This is a genomic window from Parafrankia soli, from assembly GCF_001854695.1.
Lineage (GTDB): Bacteria > Actinomycetota > Actinomycetes > Frankiales > Frankiaceae > Parafrankia > Parafrankia soli.
In genome coordinates this window covers 15,798-38,782 of the sequence record NZ_MAXA01000253.1, presented here as the reverse complement: position 1 = coordinate 38,782, position 22,985 = coordinate 15,798, and the positions used below count along the sequence as shown (strand labels likewise).

Here is a 22,985-nt window from a genome sequence, read left to right as displayed (position 1 = left end):
GCACCGCCGCCGCAGCCCAGGTCAAGGCACAGACGGCCGCGGCCGGGGCCGAGGAGCCTCGCCAGGAGGCGGTCCGCGGCACGGGCGAACGGCAGTCCCACACCCCGGGTCGCATAAGTGTCGTACCAGTCAGCGAAATCGTCGTAGCGCTGTCGCATCTGACAACCCGAGCAGAGACCGCCACGCCCCGCCACACACTTCGGCCGGCGGTCTTGAAGGTCGCACTGCCCTCGCCGAACAGCGCGACCGGATCCCTGCCAACCACCGAGAGCGGTCACACCTCGGAACGCGTTGACCATCGGGGTGGCGCTGTGTGTCAACTCTCCTGGTCGCCTCTCCTGACGAGCGACCAGGTCAGACGTCGAGGACGACGTCGGTGACCGGGGCCGTGACGCACGGGAGGATCTCCCCCTCGGCCAGGTCGCATGTGGGTTCCGAGAGGTAGTGGACCGTCCCGGACACCAGCGTGGACCGGCAGGTGCCGCACACCCCGCTCCAGCACATCGAGTCGAGCTGGACACCGGCCGAGTCTGCGAGCAGGAGAATCGTGTCCTCCGCCGGATCCCAGCGCAGTTCCCGGCCCGACCGGGTGAACGTCACCCGCAGGTCCGACAGCCGGGACAGCAGGTCCACGGCGTGGCCGGGTTCGCTGCCGCGGCCGAGGAGAACCGGGCCGTGGGACTCGTCGACGAAAGCCCGGCGGTCCGCCGGGAGAACGTCGAGGCCCATCGGGGTGAAGCCGTGGCGGTGGAACCATCCGGCTGCTGTCCGGGGCAGCAGGACGACCTGGTCGAAACCGGCCGCCGCGGCCCGGGTGAGGGCGCAGGCCAGCAGCAGCCGACCGAATCCGCGCTGCCGCCAGCCGCGCGCCACCCAGAGGTCGTGCAGCTCCGCCGTCCCCGCTGCTCCCGTCGTTCCTGTCGTTCCTGTCGTTCTCGAGGTCAGTGGTCGCAGGCCCACGGTCGCCACCACCCTGTCGTCCACCGTCAGGACGTGGAACTCCGCCGCGTCGGCGACGTCACCAGGGCCGCGCCGGACGGGAATCCGTCCGACGACGGAAGGCGCGGCAGCGGAAGGTGCGACGGCCTGGGGGTCGGGGGTCCGGTGGACGTCCGCCAGGTCCTCCGGGCGGGCCGGTCGGAAAACCACGCGCAGCGGGGTGTCCCGGGCCGAGCCGACCACGAACCGGAGCTGGAAACCGGTGTGGGGTCGCGCGGTACTCACGTGGTCTCCCGCTGGGGTGCGAGGGCGGCCTTGTCGAGGACGGTTCCGTCGACGACGGCCGTTTCGGGGGGGACGGTTTCGAGGGCGTGGACCACCCAGCGGCGGCCCGCGTCCGAGGTTCGGGTCTGCGGCATGAGCTGCCACAACCGCCACAGCAGGCCCGCGCCGACGACCAGCGCGACGCCCCCGCTGGCGGTGACGAGCCACGGAAGCGGCAGGAACCCCGCACCGGTGGCCACCAGCAGACCGGCCAGGGGCATCGAGGTCAGGTTCAACAGCACGATCACGCCGACGACCCGGCCGAACTCCGCCTCCGGGACCAGGCGGGCCCGCACCACGCGGATGAACACGGTGAAGACGCTTTCGGCCGTCAGGAAGATGACGGCCAGCACCACGAACCAGCCGAACCCTGGTGCGACACCCAGCACCGTGCACGCGGCGAGGGAGAGCAGGGCCGAACAGACACCGACCGCGACCAGCCCCATCCGGTTGATCACCTGGCTGGTCACCGCGAGGACGGCCATCGAGCTGAGGCCGCCGAGCAGGTAGACGACTCCCAGGGCGCTGCCGCTGCGCCCGTGGGAGGTCTGGACGAGCGCGGGGCCGCTGGCCAGCAGCAGGCCGAGGGCCAGGTTCACCGTGAAGGCGACGGCCACGACGAGCCGCAGCACCGGCGAGCCGAAGACCCGCCGGACACCGGCGGCGAGATCGGACCGCAGGTCGGCGAGACGCAGCGTCGTCGCGGGGGCGGCCGCGTCGCCGCCGACACCCGGAGCCGCACCCGCCGGGGGGTGGTCGGTGCGTGGGAGGGTGCGGGCCAGTAGCAGGCTGACGGTGAACAGGGTGGCGATCACCGTGACGGTCGCGGCCGGGCCGGCCGGCAGGAGCGCCGCGCCCACCGCCGGCCCGGCCAGCAGCATGGCCTGGTCGATCCCGCCGAGCAGCGACTGCGCCCGCTGCATCCGCGCCGGGACGACCAGCACCAGCATGGCTTTCTCGCCGGCGACGAACGACTGCTCGAACGACGCCCCGGCGATCAGGGCCAGCACGATCAGGCCGGTCCGTGCCGCCGACGGGTCGACCGTGACGAGCAGCGCGACGAGCCAGGCCGCCGCGCACCGCACCCCGTCGCTGACGACGTAGACCCGCCGGAGCGAGAAACGGTCGACCAGCGGGCCGGCCAGGGGCAGGGAGGTCAGCCGGGGCAGCCACTCCACAAACAGGGCCACCCCGGACCAGGCCGCGCTCCCCGTCGCCTCGTAGACCAGCACGGGGACGGCGAACTGCAGCAGCTGGTTCGCCAGCGCCCCCACCGCGCGCAGCACGAAGTAGGTCCGCAGCGGCCCCCCGCGCCCCCCGTCGTCGTGGTCGTCCGGTGTCATGGCGCGCACGTCATCCGGCGGCGGCGACGGGCCGGGACGGCGATGGCCCCGGCGTCGCCGCCAGCGCAGTCGCCGCCGTCGCTGTCGCCGGTTCGGCTGTGGCCGCCGGCGCTGACCGTCCCGCCGGTACCAGTGGTTCCGTGACGATCCGGTAGCCGTCGATGATCCTGAGGATCGCGGCGCGGACGGTCGCCTCGTCCGGTCCCAGCAGTCGGAAGCTCCCGCCGACGTCCTCGTAGCCGCCCGTGCCGTCGAAGACCCGGCCCGGCACGGGGATGCGCTCCGCGACGATCTCGGGAACCCGGTGCCGCATCGAGGTGACGCTGACCAGGCGGCTCGGCCAGGGCCGCGGCTCCGGGAAGATCAGCCACCCGCCGGACGGCGCCGCGAGGCCGGTCGCCGGCCCCTCCCCCCGGGGCCCCTCGCTCAGCGGCCCGCCGGCCGGCGGACGTCCGAGGGCCGGCAGAGGCCCGAGGGGTGGCAGGTCCAGCGCGGCGCGGAACGCCTCACCGACGAGATCGACGCCGAACAGGTCACGGTGCAGGAACGGAACCTCGGCGCCGCCGGAGCGCATACCCACCTCGAGGAAGACGAGTTCGCCCGCGGCCGGTTCGATCAGTTCGAGGTGGAACGTGCCGTCGGCCAGTTCCAGCGCGTCCAGGCAGCGGGCGGCGAAGGCGACCGCACGGTCACGTCGCCGTCCCGGGTCGAGCAGGACCGATCCCAGCGGCGCGCCCGCGGCGAAGTCCAGGCAGGTGTGCACGTACTCGGACACGCTCACGAAACGGAACCGTCCGCCGCGGCGGACCCCGTCGACGTGCAGGATCGGCCCGTCGACGTACTCCTCCGCCTCGAACCCGGCCGCCTCGAACCTCCCCGCCCCGGATYCGGCCGTCTCGGGGCTGGACGGGTTGGACCCTGGCGGGTCGACGGCCGGCAGGGCGGCGTGCAGCCCGAGCCGGGAGCGCACCTTCACCACGCCCACCGACGCCGCCCCCGAACGTGGTTTGAGGATCAGCGGCAGGCCGAGCCGTTCCACGACGACGTCGACGTCCGTCGCCGAGGTGAGTTCGACGAACCGGGGGACGGCGAGTCCGGCGGCGGCGACCATCGCCTTCATCGTCGGCTTGTCCCGGAAACGGTGGACGAAGGCGGGCCGGGCGCCGGGGACGTCCAGGTGTTCGCGCAGGCGGGCGGCGGTGGTCAGGTCGTACTCCGACAGGCCGGCGACGCCGGCGAACGGGCCCCACCGGGCCGCCAGCTCCCCCGCCACCGGCAGGACGGTCTCGAACCGGGTGTCGGGCACGACGGCGATCTCCAGCGGCTCGTCGGCGTCCGCGGGACGTTTGAACCGGCTGCCGTCGACGGCCGGCAGACCGCCGGGGGTCGTGATGTGCACCAGCCGGCAGCCCGGCGGGGTGTAGCGCGCGTAGTCGCCGAACTCGTCGCCGAACCGGTTGAGGACCAGGTGAACCGGGGTGCCCGGGCGGATCCGGCCGGGATCGGATCCAGGCCCGGCCCCGGGGCTGGGCCTAGTCAAAGCGCACCTGCTCGCCGAGATGGTGCCAGCGCTGCTCCGCCTCGGCGGCGGAGTCCGCGACGAAGAGCACGTGGCCGAGCCGGCACCGGAAGTCCTCCGGGGGCGCGATCGGCTCACCCGGCGCGACCGCGACCGCGACGTCCCACACGCCGGGCTCGCGCCCCACCGCGTCCAGGCCGCGGACCGACGAGTAGCTGGCCAGCCCGGGGGCGGTGAAGAACCGGATGCCCGCGTGCTTGGCCTGCGGGGCGCGCACGGCCACGTCGGCGTCGAGACCGGCGGCGAGGGCGACGGCGGCCCGCGGCAGCGAAACCCCCGTCACCGCCTCGACCAGGTCGACGATGTGGTCGCCGGGCAGCCGCGCGCCGAGCTCGATCAGTACCGGGTCCCCTCCGCCGGCGAGGCGCAGCTCGCAGTGGAACGGCCCGGTGGTGACGCCGAGAGCGGCGGTGACGGCGGCGACGTACCGGTCGATCTCCGCGCGGGCCGGGGCCGGGAGGTCGGCGGGCACGAGATGCCCGGTCTCGACGAAGAACGGCTCCGGTCCGAGCATCTTGCGGGTCACCGCCACGACGGTGCTCCGCCCGTCGGTGACGTAGCCTTCGGCGCTGACCTCCGGTCCGGCGATGTACTCCTCGACGAGGACCCGGCCGTCGAGTGCCCGGCCCAGGTCACGGCGCGGGTCGTCGACCATCCGACGGTGGGCGGCGCGCAGGTCGGCCAGGGTGTCCGCCCGGGTGACGTGCACACTGCCCGCGGAACGGGTCGGTTTGACCACGCACGGGAAGCCGACGTGGTCGGCGGCGGCGGCGAGTTCCGCCGCCGTCACGGCCACCGCGTGGCGGGGCACGCGCAGACCCGCGGCGGCGACGGCGCCGCGCATGAGTTCCTTGTCGCGGCAGGCCTCGGCGGCCCGGACGGGCAGCGTCGGCCGGCCCAGGCGGGCGGCGAGCCGGGCGGCGGCGGGGACGTAGAACTCGAACCCGGGCAGCACCGCCGCCACCCGCCGGCCGGCGACCGCGGTGAGGACGGCGTCGTCGAGCGCGCGGTCGTCGTTGGTGTCGACCCGCACGACGGTGCCGGCGCGCCGGACCGACGGTGACAGGGTCCGGTCCTCGGCGTCGAACGACGCGACCACGACCTCGAACCCCAGGTCCGTGGCCGCTTTCACCAGCGCCTCCCCCGCCGACATCGGCTCCACGACGACGACGGTCCCGGGGCCGTCCTGGCCCCGGCCCTGGCCCGCTGTCGCCGCGGGGGTGGCTGTCACCGGCGGCCGGTCGGTGAACGGTGCGCCGGACATGTCAGGAGCTCACGAGCTGGGCGGACGAGCGGTCCCGGTCCTGGTCCTGGTCCTGGCCCTGGCCCCGGTCTCGCGCCGTCGCGGCGTGGAGCTCACCGAAGTAGTCGCCGATGAGGGAGACGAAGGTGTCGAGATAGCTCTCGGCGGTGGCCGCGGTGCTCCAGGTCTCCACCGCCCGGCTGACCACCCGGAACATCAGGTCGTCGTGGTCGTGGGTCGTGTCGAACTCGATGTGGGTCTGCGACCCGCGGACGAGGTCCGCGCCGAACTCCTCGGCCGCCCTGGTGGTGATGATCTGGTTGTAGCGGTCGGAGTACCACTCCACGAACCAGTCCCACACCGTCGTCGGCGCCGGGCCCTCCTTGTCCGCCGCCAGCCGGAGGAAACCCATCAGCTTGTTGGTCGACGGAAAGACCGGTGTCCGGTCGAGCTGCTCGACGGGGAAACCGAACCGGACGAGGTCGCGGGTGAACATGTGTTCGTGACCGAACTCCTCGGCGAGGTACTTCGCGAGGTTCGCGGCGAGCGAGTCGTCCTTCGAGCCGACGCGGAACAGCGCGTAGGTGTCGACCTCGTTGTTGAGGCGGATGCGCAGCACCGTCTCCACGATGTGACGGACGTAGTAGTCGCGCTCGATCCAGGTTCCTTCGTGTAGTTCACGCATCCGGGGCACCCGGTCGAACTCCCGCTCCATGTACTCGGCGGCGAGGTTCTCCAGACGCACACGACTCAACGTTGACATGAGTTCTCCCCAAGCATCGACAGACCGTGGTCTCCGACATTCCCGAGACGGCGGCCGGCGGCGGCCGTCCGTCTCCGTTACCTCCAGCGTTCCGGAGAACGGCGGGAGCGGTTCCCTCGCACCGGCGCAGGTGACGCCTTCCGAAACCCGACGACCGTGCGGTGCGACCGAACATAACCAGGAGATCCATTCGATTCAAGATCGAGTTCTGTCGAAAACCGGTGGGCGTGTCGCGGCGACGTCCTTTTCGGCCGGCAATACACCGGGATCCGGCGCCGTCGGTCCACAACAGATGGACCGGTTTTCCTGTCGTGCCCGCCGGTGAACGCGGGTGCTGTCTTCAGCGCGACGCCGTACGTGCTTGCCGACCGCGCGCCGCGCGTCAACCGGCCGGCGGGCCGGCCTGCGGACACCGCCCTCGCCTCGCCGGCTGGTTGACGCGATCCCGCGCGGCTCGCACCACCGGCCGGACCCCACCTGGTCGTTTCTGACACCACAAAGACCCGGTGGCGTGGCGGACGATCGCGGCGGCCGGTCGGCCTTCTCGGGGCGGACGCTCCCGACTTCGCTCGGTGATGGCCGGGTGCGGCGCGGCCGTCAGATAGTCGGTCGTGTACCTGCTCCCCCTCGGATCGGAGCGTCCGGGAAACAGCCCGCCGGTCCCGCTATTCGCCGCGCCCCCGCGGCACCGCAGTCCGGCCGGCCCGCAGGGCAACGGGAACATCACCTTCTTCGACGACGGCGCGCGTTTCCAGGGTGCCGCCGAGTTCCCCGGCGAGGGCCCGGTCGGCTACCGCGGAAGCGCCGCCTCCTGAAACCCCTGACGCCTTCTCCGCCCGGTGGCCGCGAAGGCCCGGTGGCCGTGAAAGATCGGTGATCGCGAACGACCGAGCGGCCGGTGGGTGACGTCTGCGGCGGTCCGGCCTTCGTACCGGACCGCCGCAGACGGGGATGGCAGGCTGGGACCCGTGGCCGCCGTGGTTGTCGCCGGTGTGGTGAACGTCCAGCAGACGATCCCGGTCGAGGGTTTCCCGGTGCACTACAGCCCGGTGCGCTACGCCCACTCCCCGCTGCGCCTCGGCGTCGCAGGGGTCGGCGGGAACGTCGCGCGAGGCCTGGCGGCGCTGGGCGACGAGGTGCGCCTGGCGACGTTTCTCGCGGACGACGACGCCGGCTGCCTGGCCCGGGACACCCTGGCCCGCGAAGGGCTCGCCGGCCCAGGGGTGCTGCGCGCGGACGCCACCGCGCAGTCCGCGGTTCTCGTCGACCCGGACGGCCGCCGGCAGATCACCACGGACCTGAAGGGCCTGCCCACCGCCCGCTACCCGGCACCGGTGTTCCGCGGGCTACTCGACGGGGCGCAGCTGGCGTCGATCTCCACGATCGGGTTCGCCCGCGATCTGCTGCCCGTCGCCACCGCGGCGGATGTTCCGATCGCCGTCGACCTGCAGGCCACCACCGGTCTGGACGACACCTACGCCGCGGACTGGGTCGCGCACGCGTCGATCGTGTTCTGCTCGGCGGAGAACCTCACCGTGGCCCCGGCGGATTTCGCCGGGCAGGTCCTGGCCGGTGGACGGGCCCGGATCGTCGTCGTCGGCCTGGGTGCGCGGGGCTGCCTGCTGGCGGTGGCGGGCCGCGCGCCCCGTACCGTCGTGGCCCGGGCACCGTTCGGAGTGGTTGACACCACCGGCGCCGGCGACGCGCTGTTCGCCGGGTTCCTGCACACCTGGCTGCGGAGCGGCGACCCGGACCAGGCCGTCGTCACCGCGGTGCTCGCCGCCGGCTGGGCGGTCGGGTTCCCCGGAACCGGCCGGTACCCCACCAGCGCCGAACTCGACACGCTGGCCGCCGACGCCCCGAACGACCCGGGGTGAGCTCACCGCGTCCGTCCGGACGACGGCACGCCGTCCGCGGCCGGCGGCATCAGCTCCCGGCGTCGCTCGCCGTGGCGGTGACCTCGTCGCGCAGCACGGTCGCCAGCAACGTGCGGGCCAGCCATTCCTGGTAGTCGGTGCGGCTCCAGCCGCGCTGGCGCAGCATGCTGTCGACGGCCGGTGAGATGAGCGTCCAGACCACGTCACGGGCCGCGTCCACGGACAGGTCGTCGCGGAGCAGGCCGAGGCTCGACCAGTGACTGACCGCGGCCGTCGCTCCCAGCAGCCGTTCCCGGTCGATCGTCGCGGCGAACGCCTCGAGCTCCGGGTCGCCGCCGCGGGTGCTGAGCACGATGTCCAGCAGCTGGCCGATGCGTCCGGCCACGGCGCCGGCCATCGCCGCGTACGCCCGGGCGGAGTCCCGGGCGCCGTCCGCCGCCCGCATCGCCTGTGCCTCCGGTCGGTCCGCGAAACTGATCGGCTCGTCGTCACCGGCGAGGGTGACGTCGTACACCGCCTTGAGCAGGCCGGCTGGATCCCGCCGACCCCGGCGTTCCTGCTGCGCTGCGCGATCGCCACCCGGCGGGCCCGGCGCGCCGCGAAGGCCGCCGGCACCGGCCGTGCCTGACGCCCCCAGCGGCCGGGTCAGACCGAGGAGTGGGCGTCCCAGGCGTCGAGGGCGGCCTGGAGGCGTCGGGTGAAGGTCGCGTCGAGGCCCTGGCGGCCGGCGATGTGCCGCAGGTAGTCCTCGGCGCCCTGCAGCAGCCCGGATTCGGGATGGGTGAGGATGATGCCGCCCTGGCTGCCGTACTTCTCGATGTGGCTCCACGAGTCGATGTCCGGACCGCCGTCGGCCACGGGAAGGTGGCCCTCGACGAACTGGTCCTCGCGGTTGTGGCACCCCCAGGTGAAATCGTGGAGGGCGCAGGCCGGGCAGGCGATCGTCCCGACCATCAGGGGGAAGCGGCGGACCCACTCCCGGTCGAGGGCGTAGGCGTCCGAGTCCGGGGGGATCGTTCGGCGACACAGACAGCAGGCGAGGAGGAAGCGGGGACGCGTCACCTGGCCTCCAGGGATCTCTAGCTACTCGACAGATCGGGTCGTCAGCCACGGCCGTCGCCCAGCGCTCCGACGTAACTGATCTTTGCGGCCCAGAGACAGCATGCCGGTGATGTCGGCGKATGCGCCCCGATGTCCACACGCGGACCACAGGTCCGCCACTGTTTTTCGCCTGGTGGAGGTCTCCACCGAGTTTGGATCGTGCTCCTTGCCGCGCAGGAGGGGGGTCCGGTCGTGGCGTCGCGCGTCGAAGGCGCCGAAGGTCGCGAGGGCTGCTGCTGGACCGTTCGTGCCGGTCGGACCAGCGAGCCCGCCGAATATCGCGTTAAGTGCAGAAGGTTATGAAATGGTGACTTTATGCGAGGAAGATTACTTGATCGATCGTTCCAGTAATCGGTAGTGTGGCGACCGTGTCGCGGGAGAGGGAATTCGATGCCGACGCGGCCATGGAGCTGTTCTGGAACCGCGGCTACGAGGCGACGTCCGTAGCTGATCTCGTGGAGCGGCTGGGTATCGGGCGGGCCAGCCTCTACGCGAGCTTCGGCAGCAAGCACGACCTGTACCTGCGCGCACTCGACCGGTACGTGCAGAGACGAGACCCGGCCATCGTCGAGGAACTGTCCCAGCCGGGGCCGGTACTGCCCGCGGTGCGCCAGCTTGTCCGCCGCTACGCCGACCAGCCCGCCGCGCCGGGGCAGCGCGGCTGCATGGTCGTCAGTGCCGCGCTGGAACTCATGCCGCACGACGCGCAGGTCGCCCGCCGAGTGGAAGGCAGCTGGTTCACGCTGCGCGTCGCCCTCACCGCCGCGCTGACCCGAGCCAGGGCGCAGGGGGAACTGGCGGTCGACACCGATCCGCTCGCGCTCGCCGACTTCCTGCTCGTCGTCCTGCAGGGGCTGCGGGTCGTCGGCACCTCGGCCGCGCTCGACGGTGGTCTGCGGCCGGCGGTCGAACAGGCGCTGTCCCTCCTGCGCTGAGTCCCCACCGCCCCGAGCGCCCGCCACCCCGCGCCCTCACCGCGCCGGACCAGGTCGACCGGCCGTGGGCCGACGACTGGCGACCATCCCGCTCTCCGCGTCCGCACGGGCTGTCACCTGACGACCTGCCACCCGATCCGCCCGTCAAATTCCGAACCGATCATTCCACAAAGAGGAACGGTGAGAAGCAGCGCGCGGTTGCCCGTTCGGAGCGCGGCAGCCGTGCTGATCAGCGTCCAGCTCGTGCTGATCGCCGCGATCACCGTCCTGACCATCGGACTGCCCGACATCGCCCGCGACCTGCGGCTCGCCTCGTCGGAGCTGGCGCTTCTCAACGCCGCGTGCGGCCTGTCGTTCAGCGGCCTGCTGCTCCTCGGCGGACGAATCGTCGATCTTGCCGGTACTCGACAGGTCTTCGTCGCGGCACCAGCGGCGATGACCCTCTACACCGGGCTGTTCAGCGACGGACCCCCACGCCACTCCTACCCCCGGCGTGTTCACGGCAGCCGCCCGGATCGCCGCCCTCAGCGCGATCACGCTGACCTCCACCAGCCTGGCCGCCATGGGGCTTCGCCGCCCCAGGTCCGCCACCGCCGGTGCCGCGGACCTCCTCCCCCACCGAACCGAAGGAGAACCAGATGTCCACGACGCGCAGCGCCCCGCAGGGTGACCTCGGTCGTTTCACCGATCGGGTGGTGCTGATCACCGGCGGTGGGTCCGGGATCGGCCGCGCCACGGCTCTGGCGTTCGCCGGGGAGGGCGCCGCGGCCATCCCCGCCGACGTCACCGTCGCCGAGGACGTCGCCGCCCTGGTGCGGGCCACCACCGACCGGTTCGGCGGCCTGCACGTCGCGGTCAACAACGCCGGACTGGTCGGCCCCGCGGCACCGGTGGCCGACCTGCCGATAGACGCCTGGAACACCGTGGTGGGCACCAACCTCACCGGTGTCTGGCTGTCCCTGAAATACGAGGTCGCGCACATGCGGGCGAACGGCGGCGGCACCATCGTCAACGTCGCGTCGAACATCGGCGTCCACGGCCGCCGACCGGGACTGGCCGCCTACGCCGCCAGCAAGGCCGCGGTCAGCGTGCTGTCCCGGGCCGCGGCCCGGGACCACATCGCCGACAACGTCCGGATCAACGCGGTGAGCCCGGGTGCCACCGACACCGAGCTCTCCCTATGTCCCGGCGAGTCGGTCGCCGACCGCGACACCCGGATACGCGGCACCGACCTCGTCATCGACGGCGGAACCACAGCCTGAGCCCGGCCCCTTGGACGTCCGAGCAGCGCGATAGCCGGGCCGGCCGAGCGGAGCACGTCCACGGTGTCTGGAGACAGAAGGCGATCAGGTGGGTGGTCGGCGTTCACTCTGCCGGGCGCCAGGTGCCGGGGTCGTCGGGGTCGATGCCGGCCCATCGCAGGGCGGCGAGGTCCAATGCGAGCAGATCGCCGGGTTCCGCACCGCGGAGGAGCTCCTTGTAGGCGCGGAACGCCAGGTCCGCGGCCAGGCGCTCAGCCTCGTCGCCTCGTATCCGCCGGCCGGCCAGCAGCCGCTGTTCCACCTCGTCGGCGAGCAACAGCGTGGCGTGCTCCGCTTCGAAGGTTCGGCGTTGCTCGCGGTGTTCCCGCTGACTCCTGCGGGCGGCCGTCTCGGCGAACAGCTCGGCCATCCAGCCCGGCGGTTCGCTGGTCATTGCCCGCCACGACCGCGCCTGCGCGACGGTCAGCGGTCCGTCGACGCCCGCCCGCCGCATCGCGTCGGCCACCGTGCGGATCGGGATGCCGAGGATCTGCGCGACCGGGATCGGGCAGCGGGCGCGATCGGCTCGGCGCTGCGCGGGGGTCCGTCCCGATGTCGCCACGGTCAACGCCTCACTTCTTCGGACTCCTCCTGCTGGGGCTGGCGGATGGCCGCCGGCCTTCGAGTACACAACGGCAGGGCGACCTGACAAAGGACGCTGATGATGTTCCTGCCGCAGGCGGCGGGAGGTCCGCGAGCGCCCGGCGCAACCGCGCGATCTCCAAACCAGGGCTTTCAGGTGTATGCCCGTCCGTCCGCGTCGACTCCGCTGCGTGGGATGTCGTGTCGGCCGCGGGCGGGGACTGCCTGGTCGATGTCGACCGGGTGCTCGCGACGGTCGACCGGGCCAGGGCGGCGGCGCGCGGCCGGGTGTGTTCAGCTCGCCCAACATCCATCTCGGATCAGCGGTCAGCCGGCAGTCACGGCCATTCGCCATTCTTGGTGAGTCGCTTGTAGCGCTGCTGTCGGCGTCGGGCGTCCCGCATCAGCGTCGGCACCGCGGGCGTGGAGAGGCGAGGGAAGAGATCCACGAAGCGCATCATCGGACCCCGCCGGCGCGGCACGATCGTCACCGGGCGGGGGCGTTCGGTGAGGCGGCCGACCACGCGGCCGATCACGTCGGCGGTGAGCAGTGGAGCGGTGAAGGAGGCCGCGGCTTCGGGATCGTCGATGCGGTTCCCCACCAGCGGGGTCCACACGCCGCTGGGGCAGACCGCGCAGATGTTGATGCCGCGGTGGCCGCCGCGCCGCAGGTCGAAGAGCGTGCTGAGGGTGAAGGCCATTGCCGCGTGCTTGCTCGCTGCGTAGACCGCCTGTCCGGGCGTCGCCACGATCCCCGCAAGCGAGATCACATTGATCACTTGACCCCGCCCCGCCGGAACCATGTGGGCCAGAGCGGCGTTGGTGCCGTTGATCGTCCCGGTCGCGTTGACGGCGAGGACGCGCGCGTGCTCGGCGACGATCGCGTCGGCAAGCGCGCGGCTGGCACTCGCGTCGGTGACGTCGAGCACCGCCGCGCGGCACTCGGAACCGAGGCCCTCGACTACCGGCTCGGCGATGCCGAGTTCGACGTCGGTCGCCCAGACCGCGAAGCCGCGTCGCGCCAGCTCTGCCGTGATGGCCCGTCCGAGCCCACCCCCCGCCCCGGTGACGACCGCGGTCTTCATCGGCTGCCTCCGGAGGCGGCTACGGAGATCCAGATGATCGCGCTGGTGACGGTGAGCACGGCGCCGGTGACGATGTCGGCGATCGCGAAGCTGTTCGCTACGCGCGCCCTGCGGTTTTGGACCGGCGCGATGATTCCGACCTTGTCGGCCGATTCGGAACCGATGGTCTGCTTCATGTCTCGCCCCTTCCCACCAGTCGCCTCGAAGGGGAAGCTACGCCGGCCCAATGGATGCCTTGTGGACGACGAGTGGACGCCGTCACGGGCACCGGTTGATTTCCTTCAGCAGTTCCTCGGCACGGGAGGCGAACAGCTGCGCCTCGCACCGACCACATCCCTGAGACCTGGCCACCGTGGCCCGCGACGAACTCACCCGCGCAGGGCCTGCCCCTGCCGGTTGTCCAGGCGGACGATCGGGCGCTCGGGCGCCGCTCGACCCCCTACCCGCCGATTCGTCCGTGGCAGAACAGAATGGCCGTGATCATGATGGTTCGCATGCCTTGAGGAGGTGCGCCTGTGTCCGCGATGGTGGGGAAGCGGCTGCGGCGGTGGCTGCACCGCGCCGCCGTCGCCGCCAAGGAGGTCGGCGAACGTGATCATCTTCCAGGGCTTGCGACGGTCGGGCGGGTTCCTGCCGCGGCCGGTGGCACCGACCCGAGCGTCGGTCCGGCGGAGTTCGCGGGCGCGCTGCTGACCGTGGCCCGCGACGGCGACCTGGCCCTGCGCGAGGCGGTCCTGGACGGGCTGGGCACGGCCGCGGCGCCGTGGTGGCTGGCGGTGGACAAGGCATTGCGGCAGCGGTGGTGGTCCACGTCGCACTGGTCGCGGCGCCTCGCGGCGGACCTGGCCGACGGCGAGGTGGATGAGCTGCGCCTGGTGGTGGCGGGATGCCACCACAACGGGCGGATCCGCGAGGCGGCAGCCGTCCGTCTGGCGGACCGGACACACCCGGCCGCGGCCGCAGTACTCGCGCTTCGTGCCTGCGACTGGGTGGCCGAGGTTCGGCAACAGGCACGGACGGTCGTCGAGGGCTGGCCGGCGGTACCGGACGGGCCGGCGCTGACCACGCTGGCGGAGCTGGCGTTCGCGTTACGCGGACGGCATGAAGGCACCTGGCTCGCAGAGCGCGTCGATCAGATCCTGCGGGATCTGCCGGCGCGGCAGCGGGAGCCGCTGCTGTCGGCCCGGGATCGCACGACCCGGCGGGCCGCGTACCGCGCGGCGATCGCCGCTGACCAACTGAGCCTGGACCGGCTGACAACGACGGCGGTCAGCGACGGCGACCTGCCGATCCGGACGATGTGCGCCCAGGCCGCGGTGCGTGCCGCGGCCGATCCGGCGCAGCTGCACGCGATGCTGGCCAGCCGCACCGCCCAGGTGCGCGCCGAGGCACTTCAGGCGCTGATCGTGCGCGGTGAGAGTGCCGTGGCCGAGGCGGCGCTACCCGATCGGCATCCACTCGTGCGCGAAACCGCCCAGGCGGCGCTGCGCCGCGCCGGTTCGGACCCCGCCGAGCACTACCGCCGGCTCGCCACAGCCCAGGCTCCGGAACCGGGGGTGATCGCGGGGCTCGGGGAGACCGGCGCGGCGGACGACGCCGACGTCGTCGCCCGGTGGCTGTCGCATCCGCGTGCCCGCGCCCGGATGGAGGCGATCCGGGCGCTGCGTCGCCTCGGCGTCACGCGGCCGGTCGAGCTGGTGCCGATGCTGCGCGACGACTCCGCCGCGGTCACCCGCCAGGCGGTGACGACTCTGCGCCGTGAGCCCGGCGCCGTCGAGCGGCCGGTGCTGGAGGCGCTGCTCGCCGCGGGCAACGCCCCGCATGTGCGGTTCGCCGGCTACCGGCTGCTGACCACGGGGGAAGACGCCTGGCAGCGGATGGCCGTCAACCTGCGCCTGCTCGACGACGCCGACGAACGGCTGCGGGCCAGCGCACAGGCCGACCTGACAGCGTGGCTCGACAACGAAGCCGCCACCACGTACGACGCGCCGAGCCGCGACCGCGCCGCCGAGCTCGACAGCCTGATCGAAGGCACCCGCCCGGTCCTCGGCGAGCACAGAGCCCGACTGCTGCGGTTCCACGCCGGTCTCGAAACCGCCGGCTGACGAGTCCCCGATTACACACCCTGTTTGCAGCTGCATATTAGTTGCAACTACTGTTCAGTCGCTGGCCGATCGAGGGGAGCAGGATCTATGGGGAGCGTCCCTGACGGCCCGGTGGCGTGCCTGCCGGTGGCAATCGAGATCATGACCGCCTACACCGACTCCGCCACCGACCCGGCGTTCTTCTGGACCACCGTCCAGCGGGTGATGGCGGACGGAGCCGATCGCGCCAACCCCACGGCGGCGATGGCGGAGCTCGTCCTCGGTCTCGCGACCCTGTGCGGGATCACCCTCGACCACCTCGCGGACCGCTCCGGGCCCGGCACCGGGCCGCGTGACCTCCTCGCCGCGATCCGGAACGCCTACGTCACTGACCCCGTCTGACCTGTCCGCCCCTCCGGAGATCCACCACACAGCGAAGGAGCCCCACGTGGCCGGCGCCTCCCGCGCGGCCGGCCAGCGGCATCCTTGACCGCCCCCCGACCAATCGCGGGCCGGCCGCGCGTCAACATTGTTGACTATCTTCATCCCAGGCTGTCGGGACTGTCCGGGCGCCTGGCGCTCGACGACGTCCTCCAGGAGGTCGGCGGACGGCATGGTGTTCCACGGAACACCATGATCAACAATGCTCGCGGTGGTCCCTGTCCGGCCGGGTCAGCCGGCGAGGCGGCGAGCGGCGAGCGGGACGCTGCGCTCGTCCGCGCCCACGTAGCTCGACAGCGGCCGGATGAGCGCGTTGGCGGCGAGCTGCTCGATGGAGAACCGGAAGCTCAGATCCGGAAGTTGAAGGTGTCGGTGTCGAAGGTGTTGTAGGCGGGGTAGTCGAGGAGCTCGTAGAGGCGGGAGCGGGTCTGCATCCGGTCGACGAGACCGGCCTGTGTGCCGTCCGTCAGTAGCTGGCGCAGCCCGTCCTCGACGGCGCCCATCGCGAGGCGCAGCAGGGTGACCGGGTAGATGACGAGGTTCACGCCGGCGGATTCCAGCGCCGCGGTGGTGAGAAGCTCGCTCTTCCCGAACTCGGTCATGTTCGCCAGGATCGGCACGTCGACCGCACTGCGCATCGCCTCGAACTCGGCGAGGTCGGCCATCGCCTCCGGGAAGATCATGTCCGCGCCGGCGTCGGCGTAGGCGCGGGCGCGCTCGGTGGCGGCGGCCAGGCCCTCGCCGGCGCGGGCGTCGGTGCGGGCACAGATGACGAAGTCGTCGTCACGGCGGGCGGTGACCGCGGCGTGGATCCGGCGGACCATCTCCTCGGTGCTCACCACGGACTTGCCGTCGAGATGGCCGCACCGCTTCGGGTTGACCTGGTCCTCGAGGTGGCAGCCGGCGAGCCCGGCGTCCTCGAGGATCTGGACGGTGCGGGCGACGTTCATCGGCTCCCCGAAGCCGGTGTCGGCGTCCACGAGGGCCGGCAGGTCGGTGACCCGGGCGATCTGTCCGGCCCGCCCGGCGACCTCGGTCAACGTGGTCAGACCGATGTCGGGCAGGGCGAGATCGGCGGAGAGCACCGCGCCGGAGACGTAGACGCCGTCGAAGCCGAGCTCGGTGATGAGAACAGCGGTCAGCGGGTTGAACGCGCCGGGGAAACGCAGCAGGCGACCGGAACTCAGCGCCTCCCGGAACGCGGCGCGACGGGAATGGGCCGACTTCTTCGCGTGCAGCACTGCGGGTTCCTTTCCGAAATCCGGCGGGACAGTCAGAAGATCCCCTGGGTGCCCCCGGTGGTGAGTGCGGGCTCGGGAGTGAGGGTGAGGCCGGCGAGTTCGTCCGGGGTCAGTTCGGGCAGGCGGGCGGCGGTGTCGAGGAACCTGTCCTGCTCGGGGCCGGGGACGACGCCCTCGGCGAGCCGGCGGAACTTGCCGACGTACTCGTCCCGGGCGAACGGACGGGCGCCGAGCGGATGCGCGTCGGCGACGGCGATCTCATCGGTGAGCACGGTGTCGTCGTCGAGCTCGACGACGACCCGTCCCCCGAACGCCTTCTCGCTGGGGTCGGTGGCGTGGTAACGCCGCGTCCACTCCTTGTCCTCCAGCGTGGTGATCTTCCGCCAGAGGGCGACGGTGTCCGGCCGCGCCGCCCGCTCGGGGGCGTAGGAGCGCTCGTGGTGCCAGTCGCCGTCCTGCAACGCGACCGCGAAGATGTAGGGAATCGAGTGGTCGAGGGTCTCCCGGCTGGCCTTCGGGTCGTACTTCTGCGGGTCGTTCGCCCCTGAGCCGATCACGTGGTGGGTGTGATGGCTGGTGTGGATCACGATGGAGCGGACCCGGGCGAAGTCCCCGATCCGCGGGCCGAGGCGGCGGGCCAGGTCGATCAGCGCCTGGCTCTGGTACTCGGCGGAGTGCTCCTTGGTGTAGGTCTCGAGGATCCCCCGCTTGGCCTCCCCGGCCGCGGGCAGCGAGACGACGTACTGCCCGCCGGGCCCGTCGAGCAGCCAGGCGATGAACCCGTCCTCACCCTCGTAGGCCGGTGACGGCGCGCCCTCACCGCGCATGGCCCGGTCCACCGCCTCGACGGCGAGCTTGCCGGCGAACGCCGGTGCGTACGCCTTCCAGCTCGAGATCTCGCCCTTGCGCGACTGCCGGGTCGTCGTGGTCGTGTGCAGGGCCTGCTGGACGGCCTGGTGGACGGTCTCGGTCGGCAGACCCAGCAGGGCGCCGATGCCGGCGGCGGCGGACGGGCCGAGGTGCGCGATGTGGTCGATCCTGTGCCGGTGCAGGCAGATCCCGCGGACGAGCGCGACCTGGATCTCGTAGCCGGTGGCGATCCCGCGCAGCAGGGCGGCGCCGTCCAGCCCCAGGTGCTGGGCGACGGCCAGCACCGGCGGGATGTTGTCCCCGGGGTGGGAGTAGTCCGCCGCCAGGTAGGTGTCGTGGAAGTCCAGCTCGCGCACGGCGACGCCGTTGGCCCAGGCTGCCCACTCCGGGGAGACGCGGACGCCGGCCGGCGTGCCGAACACGGTAGCGCCGTCACGCCCGGGGGCGGGGATGTGCCGCAGCGCCTGGTCGCGGGCGGCGGCCACCGGCTTTCGGGTCAGCGACGCGGCGGCCACCCCGGCGTTGTCGATGACCCGGTTGATCACCATGTCGGTCACGTCGTCGGTGACCTCAACCGGGTCGGTGGCGACCGCGGCGATCTTCCAGGCGAGCTGGTCCTCGCGGGCCAGCCTCTCGGCGCTCCGATACACGCGGACCTTGTGGTCGATCATGCGCTCACTCCTTCTTCCGAGGTGTCCGCCGAACCGGGTTGGAGAGGTTCCTGCCGAACAGGCCCACGTCGACCATGCGTAGCCGACACGGCTACCCGCTGGTGCCCGATGGACGGGTGTCGGTGTGCTCGAAGCCGGTGCCGACCTACCGCCACCGAGCGCTCCCACCCGACCACACTGCTCCGATCCGGTTGACCTCGCCGCGCACCAAGCGTCTAATAGCGAGAACCTGATATATCAACTGCGAGAGGGGCATCCGTGTCGCCAAGGCGCGAGGACCAGCTCACCCTGGTCGCGTTCATGCAGGCTTCGAACGTGTCGGTGTACTCGGGGTCGTGGCGGTACCCGAGCTCGGCGCACGACTTCCTCGACCTCCGCTACTACCAGCGGATAGCGCGGGTGCTCGAGGAGGGCACGTTCGACCTGATGTTCTTCGACGACCGCCTGGCGATGCCGTCGATCTACAACGCGTCTCCCGCCGACGCCGTCCGCTACGGCGCCCGCCCGGTCAAGCTCGATCTGACCGCGGTGCTGGGCGCCGCCGCGGCCGCGACGTCGCACCTGGGCCTCGGAGCGACCTACTCCACGACGTACTACCCGCCGTTCCACGTCGCGCGGACCTTCGCGACGCTGGACCACCTCAGCGGCGGGCGGGCGGCCTGGAACGTCGTCACCTCGGTGAACGACTCCGAGGCCCGCAACTTCGGGGTCGACCAACACCTCGGTCACGACGAGCGCTACGAACGCGCCGAGGAGTTCATCGACGTCGTCACCCGACTCTGGGACTCCTGGGAGGACGACGCCCTGGTGATGGACCGCGAGTCCGGCGTCTTCGCCGACCCGGGCAAGGTCCACGAACTCGACCACCACGGCAAGTACTTCCACGTGCAGGGACCACTCACCGTCCCACGCCCGCCGCAGGGCCGGCTGCCCATCATCCAGGCCGGCCAGTCGGGCCGCGGCCAGCAGTTCGCCGCCAGGTGGGCCGACCTGATCTTCACCGCCGACCCGAGCCAGAGCGTCGCCGCCGAGCACTACCGCAGCCAGAAGGAACTCGTCACAGCCGAGGGCCGGTCCGCCGACGCCGTCCGGATGCTCCCGATGGCGTACGCCATCGTCGGCGAGACCGAGACGATCGCCAGGGAGAAGGAGAACATCTTCCGCGACGAGCTCGTCCACCCGATGGCGTCGCTGACGCTGCTCTCCGAGCTCACCAACCACGACTTCTCGGGTTACTCACTCGACGACGAGATCACCGACGAGCTCATCAACTCCGTCTCCGGCATCCGCGGCCTCGTCCAGGGCGTGAAGAAGCACCTCGGCGGCGGCAAGATGACGCTGCGGACGCTGGCGAACCACCGCGCCACCCTGCTGCAGGGCCCGCGCTTCGTCGGCACCGGCGCACAGATCGCCGACCAGATGCAGGACTGGTTCGAGACCTACTCCTGCGACGGTTTCGTCCTCGCGGCCACCCACTTCCCCGGCGCGTTCGAGGACTTCGTCCGGCTGGTGGTGCCCGAGCTGCGCCGCCGCGGGCTGTTGCGCTCCCACTACACCGGCTCGACCCTGCGCGAGAACCTGGGCCTGGCACGGCCCGCCAGCAGCTTCACCGCGCCGGTCAGCAGCGACGTCCGGCCCTGAACGGACCGGCCGCGTGGAAGCGGGTTCCCAAGATCCCAGGCCGGATCTGATGTGCGGCGAGGGCCGCGATCGCCCGTCAGCCGCCGGCGCCGGCGCCCGCCGCTGGACCGGCGGCTGTCGATCCGGCCCCGGCCGGCCCGGGGCCGAACACCCGGGCGACGAGGAGCCGGCCGGCGCTGACCACATGCTCCTCCGACACCCGGCGCGCGCGGGCACCGTTGTGGGCGGCGATGGCGTCGACGATGTCGTCGTGCTCGCGCAGGGCGCAGCCCACCTGCTCCGGGACGAGGTCGAAGAACGACCACGGGATGATCCGCCCGGTCTGGCGGATAAGCGCGATCAGGCGCACCGAGTCGCTGGCCTGGTTGACGGCCCGGTGGAACAGGAAGTTCGCCGTCCGCAGGTCGCCGCCGGTCTCGACCGCCGATCGGACGTCGGCCGCCAGGCGCCGGAGCTCGGCCAGGTGGGCTTCGGAGATCCGTTCCGCGGCCCAGGCCGCGGCCGCGCCGGAGAGCATGGCGATGAGGGCGAAGTTGTCCTCGACGTCACGCTGGCGCAGGCCGATCACCGTCACCCCGCTGCGGGGGGCGACGCGGACCAGGCCCTCGAACTGGAGCGCCAGGCACGCCTCGCGGACGGGGGTGCGGCTCGTGCCCAGCCACGCGGCGGTCTCGTCCAGGTCGATGCGGGCCCCCGGGCCGAGGCGGCCACTCATGATCTCGTCGCGGAGCACGTCGGCCACTCTGTCCCGGGCGGTGGCGCCCAGCCGGAGCCGGCGGGGCCGGCCCTGCCCGGCGTCGGCTACCGCCGCCGGGCCCGCTCCAGCCCCCGCCCATTCATCCGAGCCGGGCATACCGTCGCGCGGGCCGAGGTATCCGGGCGTCGCCACGCCGACCAGCGTATATCAGAAGAGCAGAACAGCCGCGCCGTCAAGTGGCTCAGGTGGCGTCCCCGAGCAGGTGGAACCGGCGGCGGAAGTAGACGGCGGGACGGTCCTCGCCGACCTGGGTCCGCTCGACCCGGCCGAGCAGGATCGAGTGGTCACCCGCCGGTTGGATCGCGTGGGCAGCACAGTCCAGCGTCACGCACGCCCGGTCGAGCACGGGGAGGCCGCGTTCGTCGGGGCGGAAGCCCGCGTCCGCGAACTTGTCCGCGCCGCGCGTCGCGAACCGCACCGCGAGGTCGGCGTGTTCCGGGGGCATCACGTGCACGATGAACCGCCGCGCCGCCTCGAACGCGGGGTGGCACTGGGCGAACGTCGCGAGACAGACAAGGACGAGCGGCGGATTCATGGACACCGAGCAGAACGAGCTCGCCGTGAAGCCCCACCACCGACCGGTGTCGTCGGCGGTCGTCACGATCGTGACGCCGCTGGGAAACGAGGCCATCGCGTCGCGGAACCGACGGTCGTCGTCGGACGCCGCGGACGCGGTCTCGCGCGCGCTGGTCGTGGCTGTGTCTGGCCGCCGGCCCATCCTGGTCCACCTCTCGGTCAGTGATGCGCCTGCGGCCACCGCCCCACCGAAGACACCCGGTAAAGGGGCGTGGCGTGCCGGGCGGATGACGTCCTTCCAGCTCAACTCTGACACTTTGATATATCAGGTGTCAAGACGGGACTCGACTGTTCCGTCGACCGAACCGGGTGGCGGGCCCGACAATGCGAGGGTGCTGACTGCATTGCGTCAAGGCCGGGCCGTGGTCCGGATGTCGGGCGCCGCGCTCGCGGGCGATGATCTGGCGGGCGCGGTGGGCGCCGTCGCCGAACGGGTGCGGGGGCTGCGCCGGATCGCGGTGGTGGCCACCCCGACCCTGGAAACCGTTGTCGCGATCGCCGGGGCGGTGGAGGCCGGCGTCACCGTGGTCACGGTCAACCCGCAGGCCGGCGCCGCCGAACGGGCGTACGTCCTGGCCGACAGCGAACCCGACCTGCTGCTCGACGACGTGGATCTCACCGCACGCGGCGCGCTGCCGACCGAGCCGGCTGATGACGACGCACCCGCACTGGTGATCTACACCTCCGGGACCACCGGGCCCCCGAAGGGCGCGGTGATCCCGCGCCGCGCGGTCACGTCCAACATCGACGCGCTGGCCGACGCATGGGCCTGGTCACCGGCCGACGTGCTCGGGCACGCGCTGCCACTGTTCCACGTACACGGCCTCGTGCTCGGGACGCTGGGCCCGCTGCGGATCGGGTCCGCGCTGCACCACGCGGCGCGGTTCGCGCCGGTGCCGGGCGGGACGCTGTACTTCGCCGTGCCGACCATGTGGTCCCGGGTGCCCGAGCCGGAGGCGTTCGCGTCCGCCCGGCTGCTCGTGTCGGGCTCGGCGGCGCTACCCGTCCCGCTGTTCGACCGGTTCGCCGCGCTGGCCGGTCACCGGGTCGCGGAACGTTACGGGCTCACCGAGACCCTCATCAACACCGCCGCGCGGGCCGACGGTGACCGCCGCCCAGGCCTGGTGGGTGCGCCGCTGGGCGGCGTCGAGGTGCGGGTCACCGGTGACGAGGAGTTCGGACCGGTCGAGGTACGCGGCCCGAACGTGTTCACCGGCTATCTGGGCAACCCGGCCGCGACCGCGGCGGCGCTGACCTCCGACGGCTGGTTCTCGACCGGAGACCTCGGCGTCTTCGAGCCGGACGGGCAACTGCGCATCGTCGGACGGCAGAGCACCGACCTCATCAAGTCCGGTGGCTACAAGATCGGAGCCGGCGAGATCGAGAACGCGCTGCTGGCCCACCCGTCCGTCGCCGAGGCCGCGGTCGTCGGCGTGCCCGACGACGACCTCGGCCAGCGCGTCGTGGCCGTCGTCGTCACGCACGAGCCGATCGACGCCACGACGCTGATCGACCATGTCGCCACCGCCCTGGCCCCGCACAAACGCCCACGCGAGATCCGGTTCGCCACCGAACTGCCACGCAACCAGATGGGCAAGGTACAGAAGAAGAAACTGCTCACCTGAGCACCGT

At 72.2% G+C, this 22,985-nt stretch carries 23 protein-coding genes; 8 read left to right on the top strand and 15 right to left on the bottom strand.

Annotated features, from left to right (window positions below; genetic code table 11):
* Positions 1–354: 354 nt before the first annotated feature.
* The 5 genes from BBK14_RS28975 to BBK14_RS28955 are packed head-to-tail and all read right to left on the bottom strand — an operon-like array spanning position 355 to position 6,173.
* Positions 355–1,224 (bottom strand): GNAT family N-acetyltransferase, encoded by an 870-nt coding sequence (locus tag BBK14_RS28975; protein WP_071066366.1) that lies wholly within the window; start codon positions 1,222–1,224, stop codon positions 355–357.
* Entirely contained in the window at positions 1,221–2,606 is a 1,386-nt protein-coding gene (locus tag BBK14_RS28970; protein ID WP_071066375.1) for an MFS transporter, read from the bottom strand. The genes BBK14_RS28975 and BBK14_RS28970 overlap by 4 nt, the downstream gene beginning before the upstream one ends.
* Positions 2,607–2,616: 10 nt before the next feature.
* Positions 2,617–4,146 carry an ATP-grasp domain-containing protein gene (locus BBK14_RS28965; protein WP_071066365.1) on the bottom strand — a complete coding sequence of 510 codons (1,530 nt, stop codon included), beginning with the start codon at positions 4,144–4,146 and terminating at the stop codon, positions 2,617–2,619.
* Positions 4,139–5,449, bottom strand: a complete 1,311-nt coding sequence (locus BBK14_RS28960; RefSeq protein WP_083391320.1) for an ATP-grasp domain-containing protein — start codon at positions 5,447–5,449, stop codon at positions 4,139–4,141. Before BBK14_RS28960 ends, BBK14_RS28965 begins: the two co-directional genes overlap by 8 nt.
* A gap of 1 nt (position 5,450) precedes the next feature.
* The gene (locus BBK14_RS28955; protein ID WP_241831927.1) at positions 5,451–6,173 is read right to left on the bottom strand and encodes a hypothetical protein; all 723 of its coding nucleotides are present in this window, start codon (positions 6,171–6,173) and stop codon (positions 5,451–5,453) included.
* A 629-nt stretch (positions 6,174–6,802) separates the two neighbouring features.
* On the opposite strand from BBK14_RS28955, the gene BBK14_RS28950 reads away from it, so the two are divergent.
* Both BBK14_RS28950 and BBK14_RS28945 read left to right on the top strand, forming a co-directional pair.
* The gene (locus BBK14_RS28950) at positions 6,803–7,006 is read left to right on the top strand and encodes a hypothetical protein (protein WP_071066363.1); all 204 of its coding nucleotides are present in this window, start codon (positions 6,803–6,805) and stop codon (positions 7,004–7,006) included.
* A gap of 153 nt (positions 7,007–7,159) precedes the next feature.
* Complete coding sequence (locus tag BBK14_RS28945) at positions 7,160–8,068, top strand: carbohydrate kinase family protein (RefSeq protein WP_071066362.1); 909 nt, start codon at positions 7,160–7,162, stop codon at positions 8,066–8,068.
* A gap of 49 nt (positions 8,069–8,117) precedes the next feature.
* Here BBK14_RS28945 and BBK14_RS38585 read toward each other — a convergent pair whose 3' ends face one another.
* Both BBK14_RS38585 and BBK14_RS28935 read right to left on the bottom strand, forming a co-directional pair.
* Complete coding sequence (locus BBK14_RS38585) at positions 8,118–8,582, bottom strand: hypothetical protein (RefSeq protein ID WP_071066361.1); 465 nt, start codon at positions 8,580–8,582, stop codon at positions 8,118–8,120.
* Positions 8,583–8,713: 131 nt separating this feature from the next.
* On the bottom strand, positions 8,714–9,130 hold the full coding sequence (locus BBK14_RS28935; protein WP_071066360.1) for a hypothetical protein: 417 nt from the start codon (positions 9,128–9,130) through the stop codon (positions 8,714–8,716).
* A 407-nt stretch (positions 9,131–9,537) separates the two neighbouring features.
* Here BBK14_RS28935 and BBK14_RS28930 point away from each other — a divergent pair, with 407 nt between their 5' ends.
* On the top strand, positions 9,538–10,104 hold the full coding sequence (locus tag BBK14_RS28930) for a TetR/AcrR family transcriptional regulator (protein WP_071066373.1): 567 nt from the start codon (positions 9,538–9,540) through the stop codon (positions 10,102–10,104).
* 144 nt (positions 10,105–10,248) lie between these two features.
* Here BBK14_RS28930 and BBK14_RS37900 read toward each other — a convergent pair whose 3' ends face one another.
* A complete protein-coding gene (locus tag BBK14_RS37900) occupies positions 10,249–10,668 on the bottom strand; it encodes a hypothetical protein (protein WP_131802449.1) in 420 nt (139 codons plus the stop codon).
* A gap of 74 nt (positions 10,669–10,742) precedes the next feature.
* Here BBK14_RS37900 and BBK14_RS28920 point away from each other — a divergent pair, with 74 nt between their 5' ends.
* On the top strand, positions 10,743–11,366 hold the full coding sequence (locus tag BBK14_RS28920) for an SDR family NAD(P)-dependent oxidoreductase (protein WP_083391322.1): 624 nt from the start codon (positions 10,743–10,745) through the stop codon (positions 11,364–11,366).
* Between the two features lie 103 nt (positions 11,367–11,469).
* On the opposite strand, the gene BBK14_RS28915 is transcribed toward BBK14_RS28920, so the two are convergent.
* The 3 genes from BBK14_RS28915 to BBK14_RS28905 all read right to left on the bottom strand — a co-directional run bounded on the left by BBK14_RS28915 (position 11,470) and on the right by BBK14_RS28905 (position 13,248).
* Positions 11,470–11,973 (bottom strand): hypothetical protein, encoded by a 504-nt coding sequence (locus BBK14_RS28915; RefSeq protein WP_071066358.1) that lies wholly within the window; start codon positions 11,971–11,973, stop codon positions 11,470–11,472.
* A 352-nt stretch (positions 11,974–12,325) separates the two neighbouring features.
* On the bottom strand, positions 12,326–13,072 hold the full coding sequence (locus BBK14_RS28910) for an SDR family oxidoreductase (protein WP_071066357.1): 747 nt from the start codon (positions 13,070–13,072) through the stop codon (positions 12,326–12,328).
* Complete coding sequence (locus BBK14_RS28905; protein ID WP_071066356.1) at positions 13,069–13,248, bottom strand: hypothetical protein; 180 nt, start codon at positions 13,246–13,248, stop codon at positions 13,069–13,071. The genes BBK14_RS28910 and BBK14_RS28905 overlap by 4 nt, the downstream gene beginning before the upstream one ends.
* Before the next feature lie 339 nt (positions 13,249–13,587).
* Here BBK14_RS28905 and BBK14_RS40820 point away from each other — a divergent pair, with 339 nt between their 5' ends.
* Both BBK14_RS40820 and BBK14_RS28895 read left to right on the top strand, forming a co-directional pair.
* Positions 13,588–15,177, top strand: coding sequence for a hypothetical protein (locus BBK14_RS40820; RefSeq protein ID WP_241831926.1), 1,590 nt, complete (start codon positions 13,588–13,590; stop codon positions 15,175–15,177).
* An 87-nt stretch (positions 15,178–15,264) separates the two neighbouring features.
* A complete protein-coding gene (locus BBK14_RS28895) occupies positions 15,265–15,558 on the top strand; it encodes a hypothetical protein (RefSeq protein ID WP_071066355.1) in 294 nt (97 codons plus the stop codon).
* A 386-nt stretch (positions 15,559–15,944) separates the two neighbouring features.
* On the opposite strand, the gene prpB is transcribed toward BBK14_RS28895, so the two are convergent.
* Positions 15,945–16,838: a methylisocitrate lyase gene (gene prpB, locus BBK14_RS28890; protein ID WP_071066354.1), complete on the bottom strand. Its 894-nt coding sequence runs from the start codon at positions 16,836–16,838 to the stop codon at positions 15,945–15,947.
* Between the two features lie 32 nt (positions 16,839–16,870).
* Positions 16,871–18,379 (bottom strand): MmgE/PrpD family protein, encoded by a 1,509-nt coding sequence (locus BBK14_RS28885; RefSeq protein ID WP_071066353.1) that lies wholly within the window; start codon positions 18,377–18,379, stop codon positions 16,871–16,873.
* 258 nt (positions 18,380–18,637) lie between these two features.
* On the opposite strand from BBK14_RS28885, the gene BBK14_RS28880 reads away from it, so the two are divergent.
* Positions 18,638–20,020, top strand: a complete 1,383-nt coding sequence (locus BBK14_RS28880) for an LLM class flavin-dependent oxidoreductase (protein ID WP_198541468.1) — start codon at positions 18,638–18,640, stop codon at positions 20,018–20,020.
* 76 nt (positions 20,021–20,096) lie between these two features.
* On the opposite strand, the gene BBK14_RS28875 is transcribed toward BBK14_RS28880, so the two are convergent.
* Together BBK14_RS28875 and BBK14_RS28870 are read right to left on the bottom strand one after the other, a co-directional pair.
* Entirely contained in the window at positions 20,097–20,909 is an 813-nt protein-coding gene (locus BBK14_RS28875) for a GntR family transcriptional regulator (protein WP_071066352.1), read from the bottom strand.
* Between the two features lie 49 nt (positions 20,910–20,958).
* Complete coding sequence (locus BBK14_RS28870) at positions 20,959–21,495, bottom strand: flavin reductase family protein (protein WP_083391318.1); 537 nt, start codon at positions 21,493–21,495, stop codon at positions 20,959–20,961.
* A gap of 220 nt (positions 21,496–21,715) precedes the next feature.
* Between BBK14_RS28870 and BBK14_RS28865 the strand changes: the two genes are divergently transcribed.
* Positions 21,716–22,978 (top strand): acyl-CoA synthetase, encoded by a 1,263-nt coding sequence (locus BBK14_RS28865; protein ID WP_083391317.1) that lies wholly within the window; start codon positions 21,716–21,718, stop codon positions 22,976–22,978.
* The last annotated feature ends 7 nt before the right edge of the window (positions 22,979–22,985 follow it).

Bases quoted from the DNA above. Each gene is read 5' to 3' on its own strand.
- BBK14_RS28970 (WP_071066375.1), bottom strand. From the start codon at position 2,606: ATGACACCGGACGACCACGACGACGGGGGGCGCGGGGGGCCGCTGCGG.
- BBK14_RS28960 (WP_083391320.1), bottom strand. From the start codon at position 5,449: ATGTCCGGCGCACCGTTCACCGACCGGCCGCCGGTGACAGCCACCCCC.
- BBK14_RS37900 (WP_131802449.1), bottom strand. From the start codon at position 10,668: ATGGCGGCCAGGCTGGTGGAGGTCAGCGTGATCGCGCTGAGGGCGGCG.
- BBK14_RS28920 (WP_083391322.1), top strand. From the start codon at position 10,743: ATGTCCACGACGCGCAGCGCCCCGCAGGGTGACCTCGGTCGTTTCACC.
- BBK14_RS28910 (WP_071066357.1), bottom strand. From the start codon at position 13,072: ATGAAGACCGCGGTCGTCACCGGGGCGGGGGGTGGGCTCGGACGGGCC.
- BBK14_RS28905 (WP_071066356.1), bottom strand. From the start codon at position 13,248: ATGAAGCAGACCATCGGTTCCGAATCGGCCGACAAGGTCGGAATCATC.
- BBK14_RS28895 (WP_071066355.1), top strand. From the start codon at position 15,265: ATGGGGAGCGTCCCTGACGGCCCGGTGGCGTGCCTGCCGGTGGCAATC.
- BBK14_RS28885 (WP_071066353.1), bottom strand. From the start codon at position 18,379: ATGATCGACCACAAGGTCCGCGTGTATCGGAGCGCCGAGAGGCTGGCC.
- BBK14_RS28870 (WP_083391318.1), bottom strand. From the start codon at position 21,495: ATGGGCCGGCGGCCAGACACAGCCACGACCAGCGCGCGCGAGACCGCG.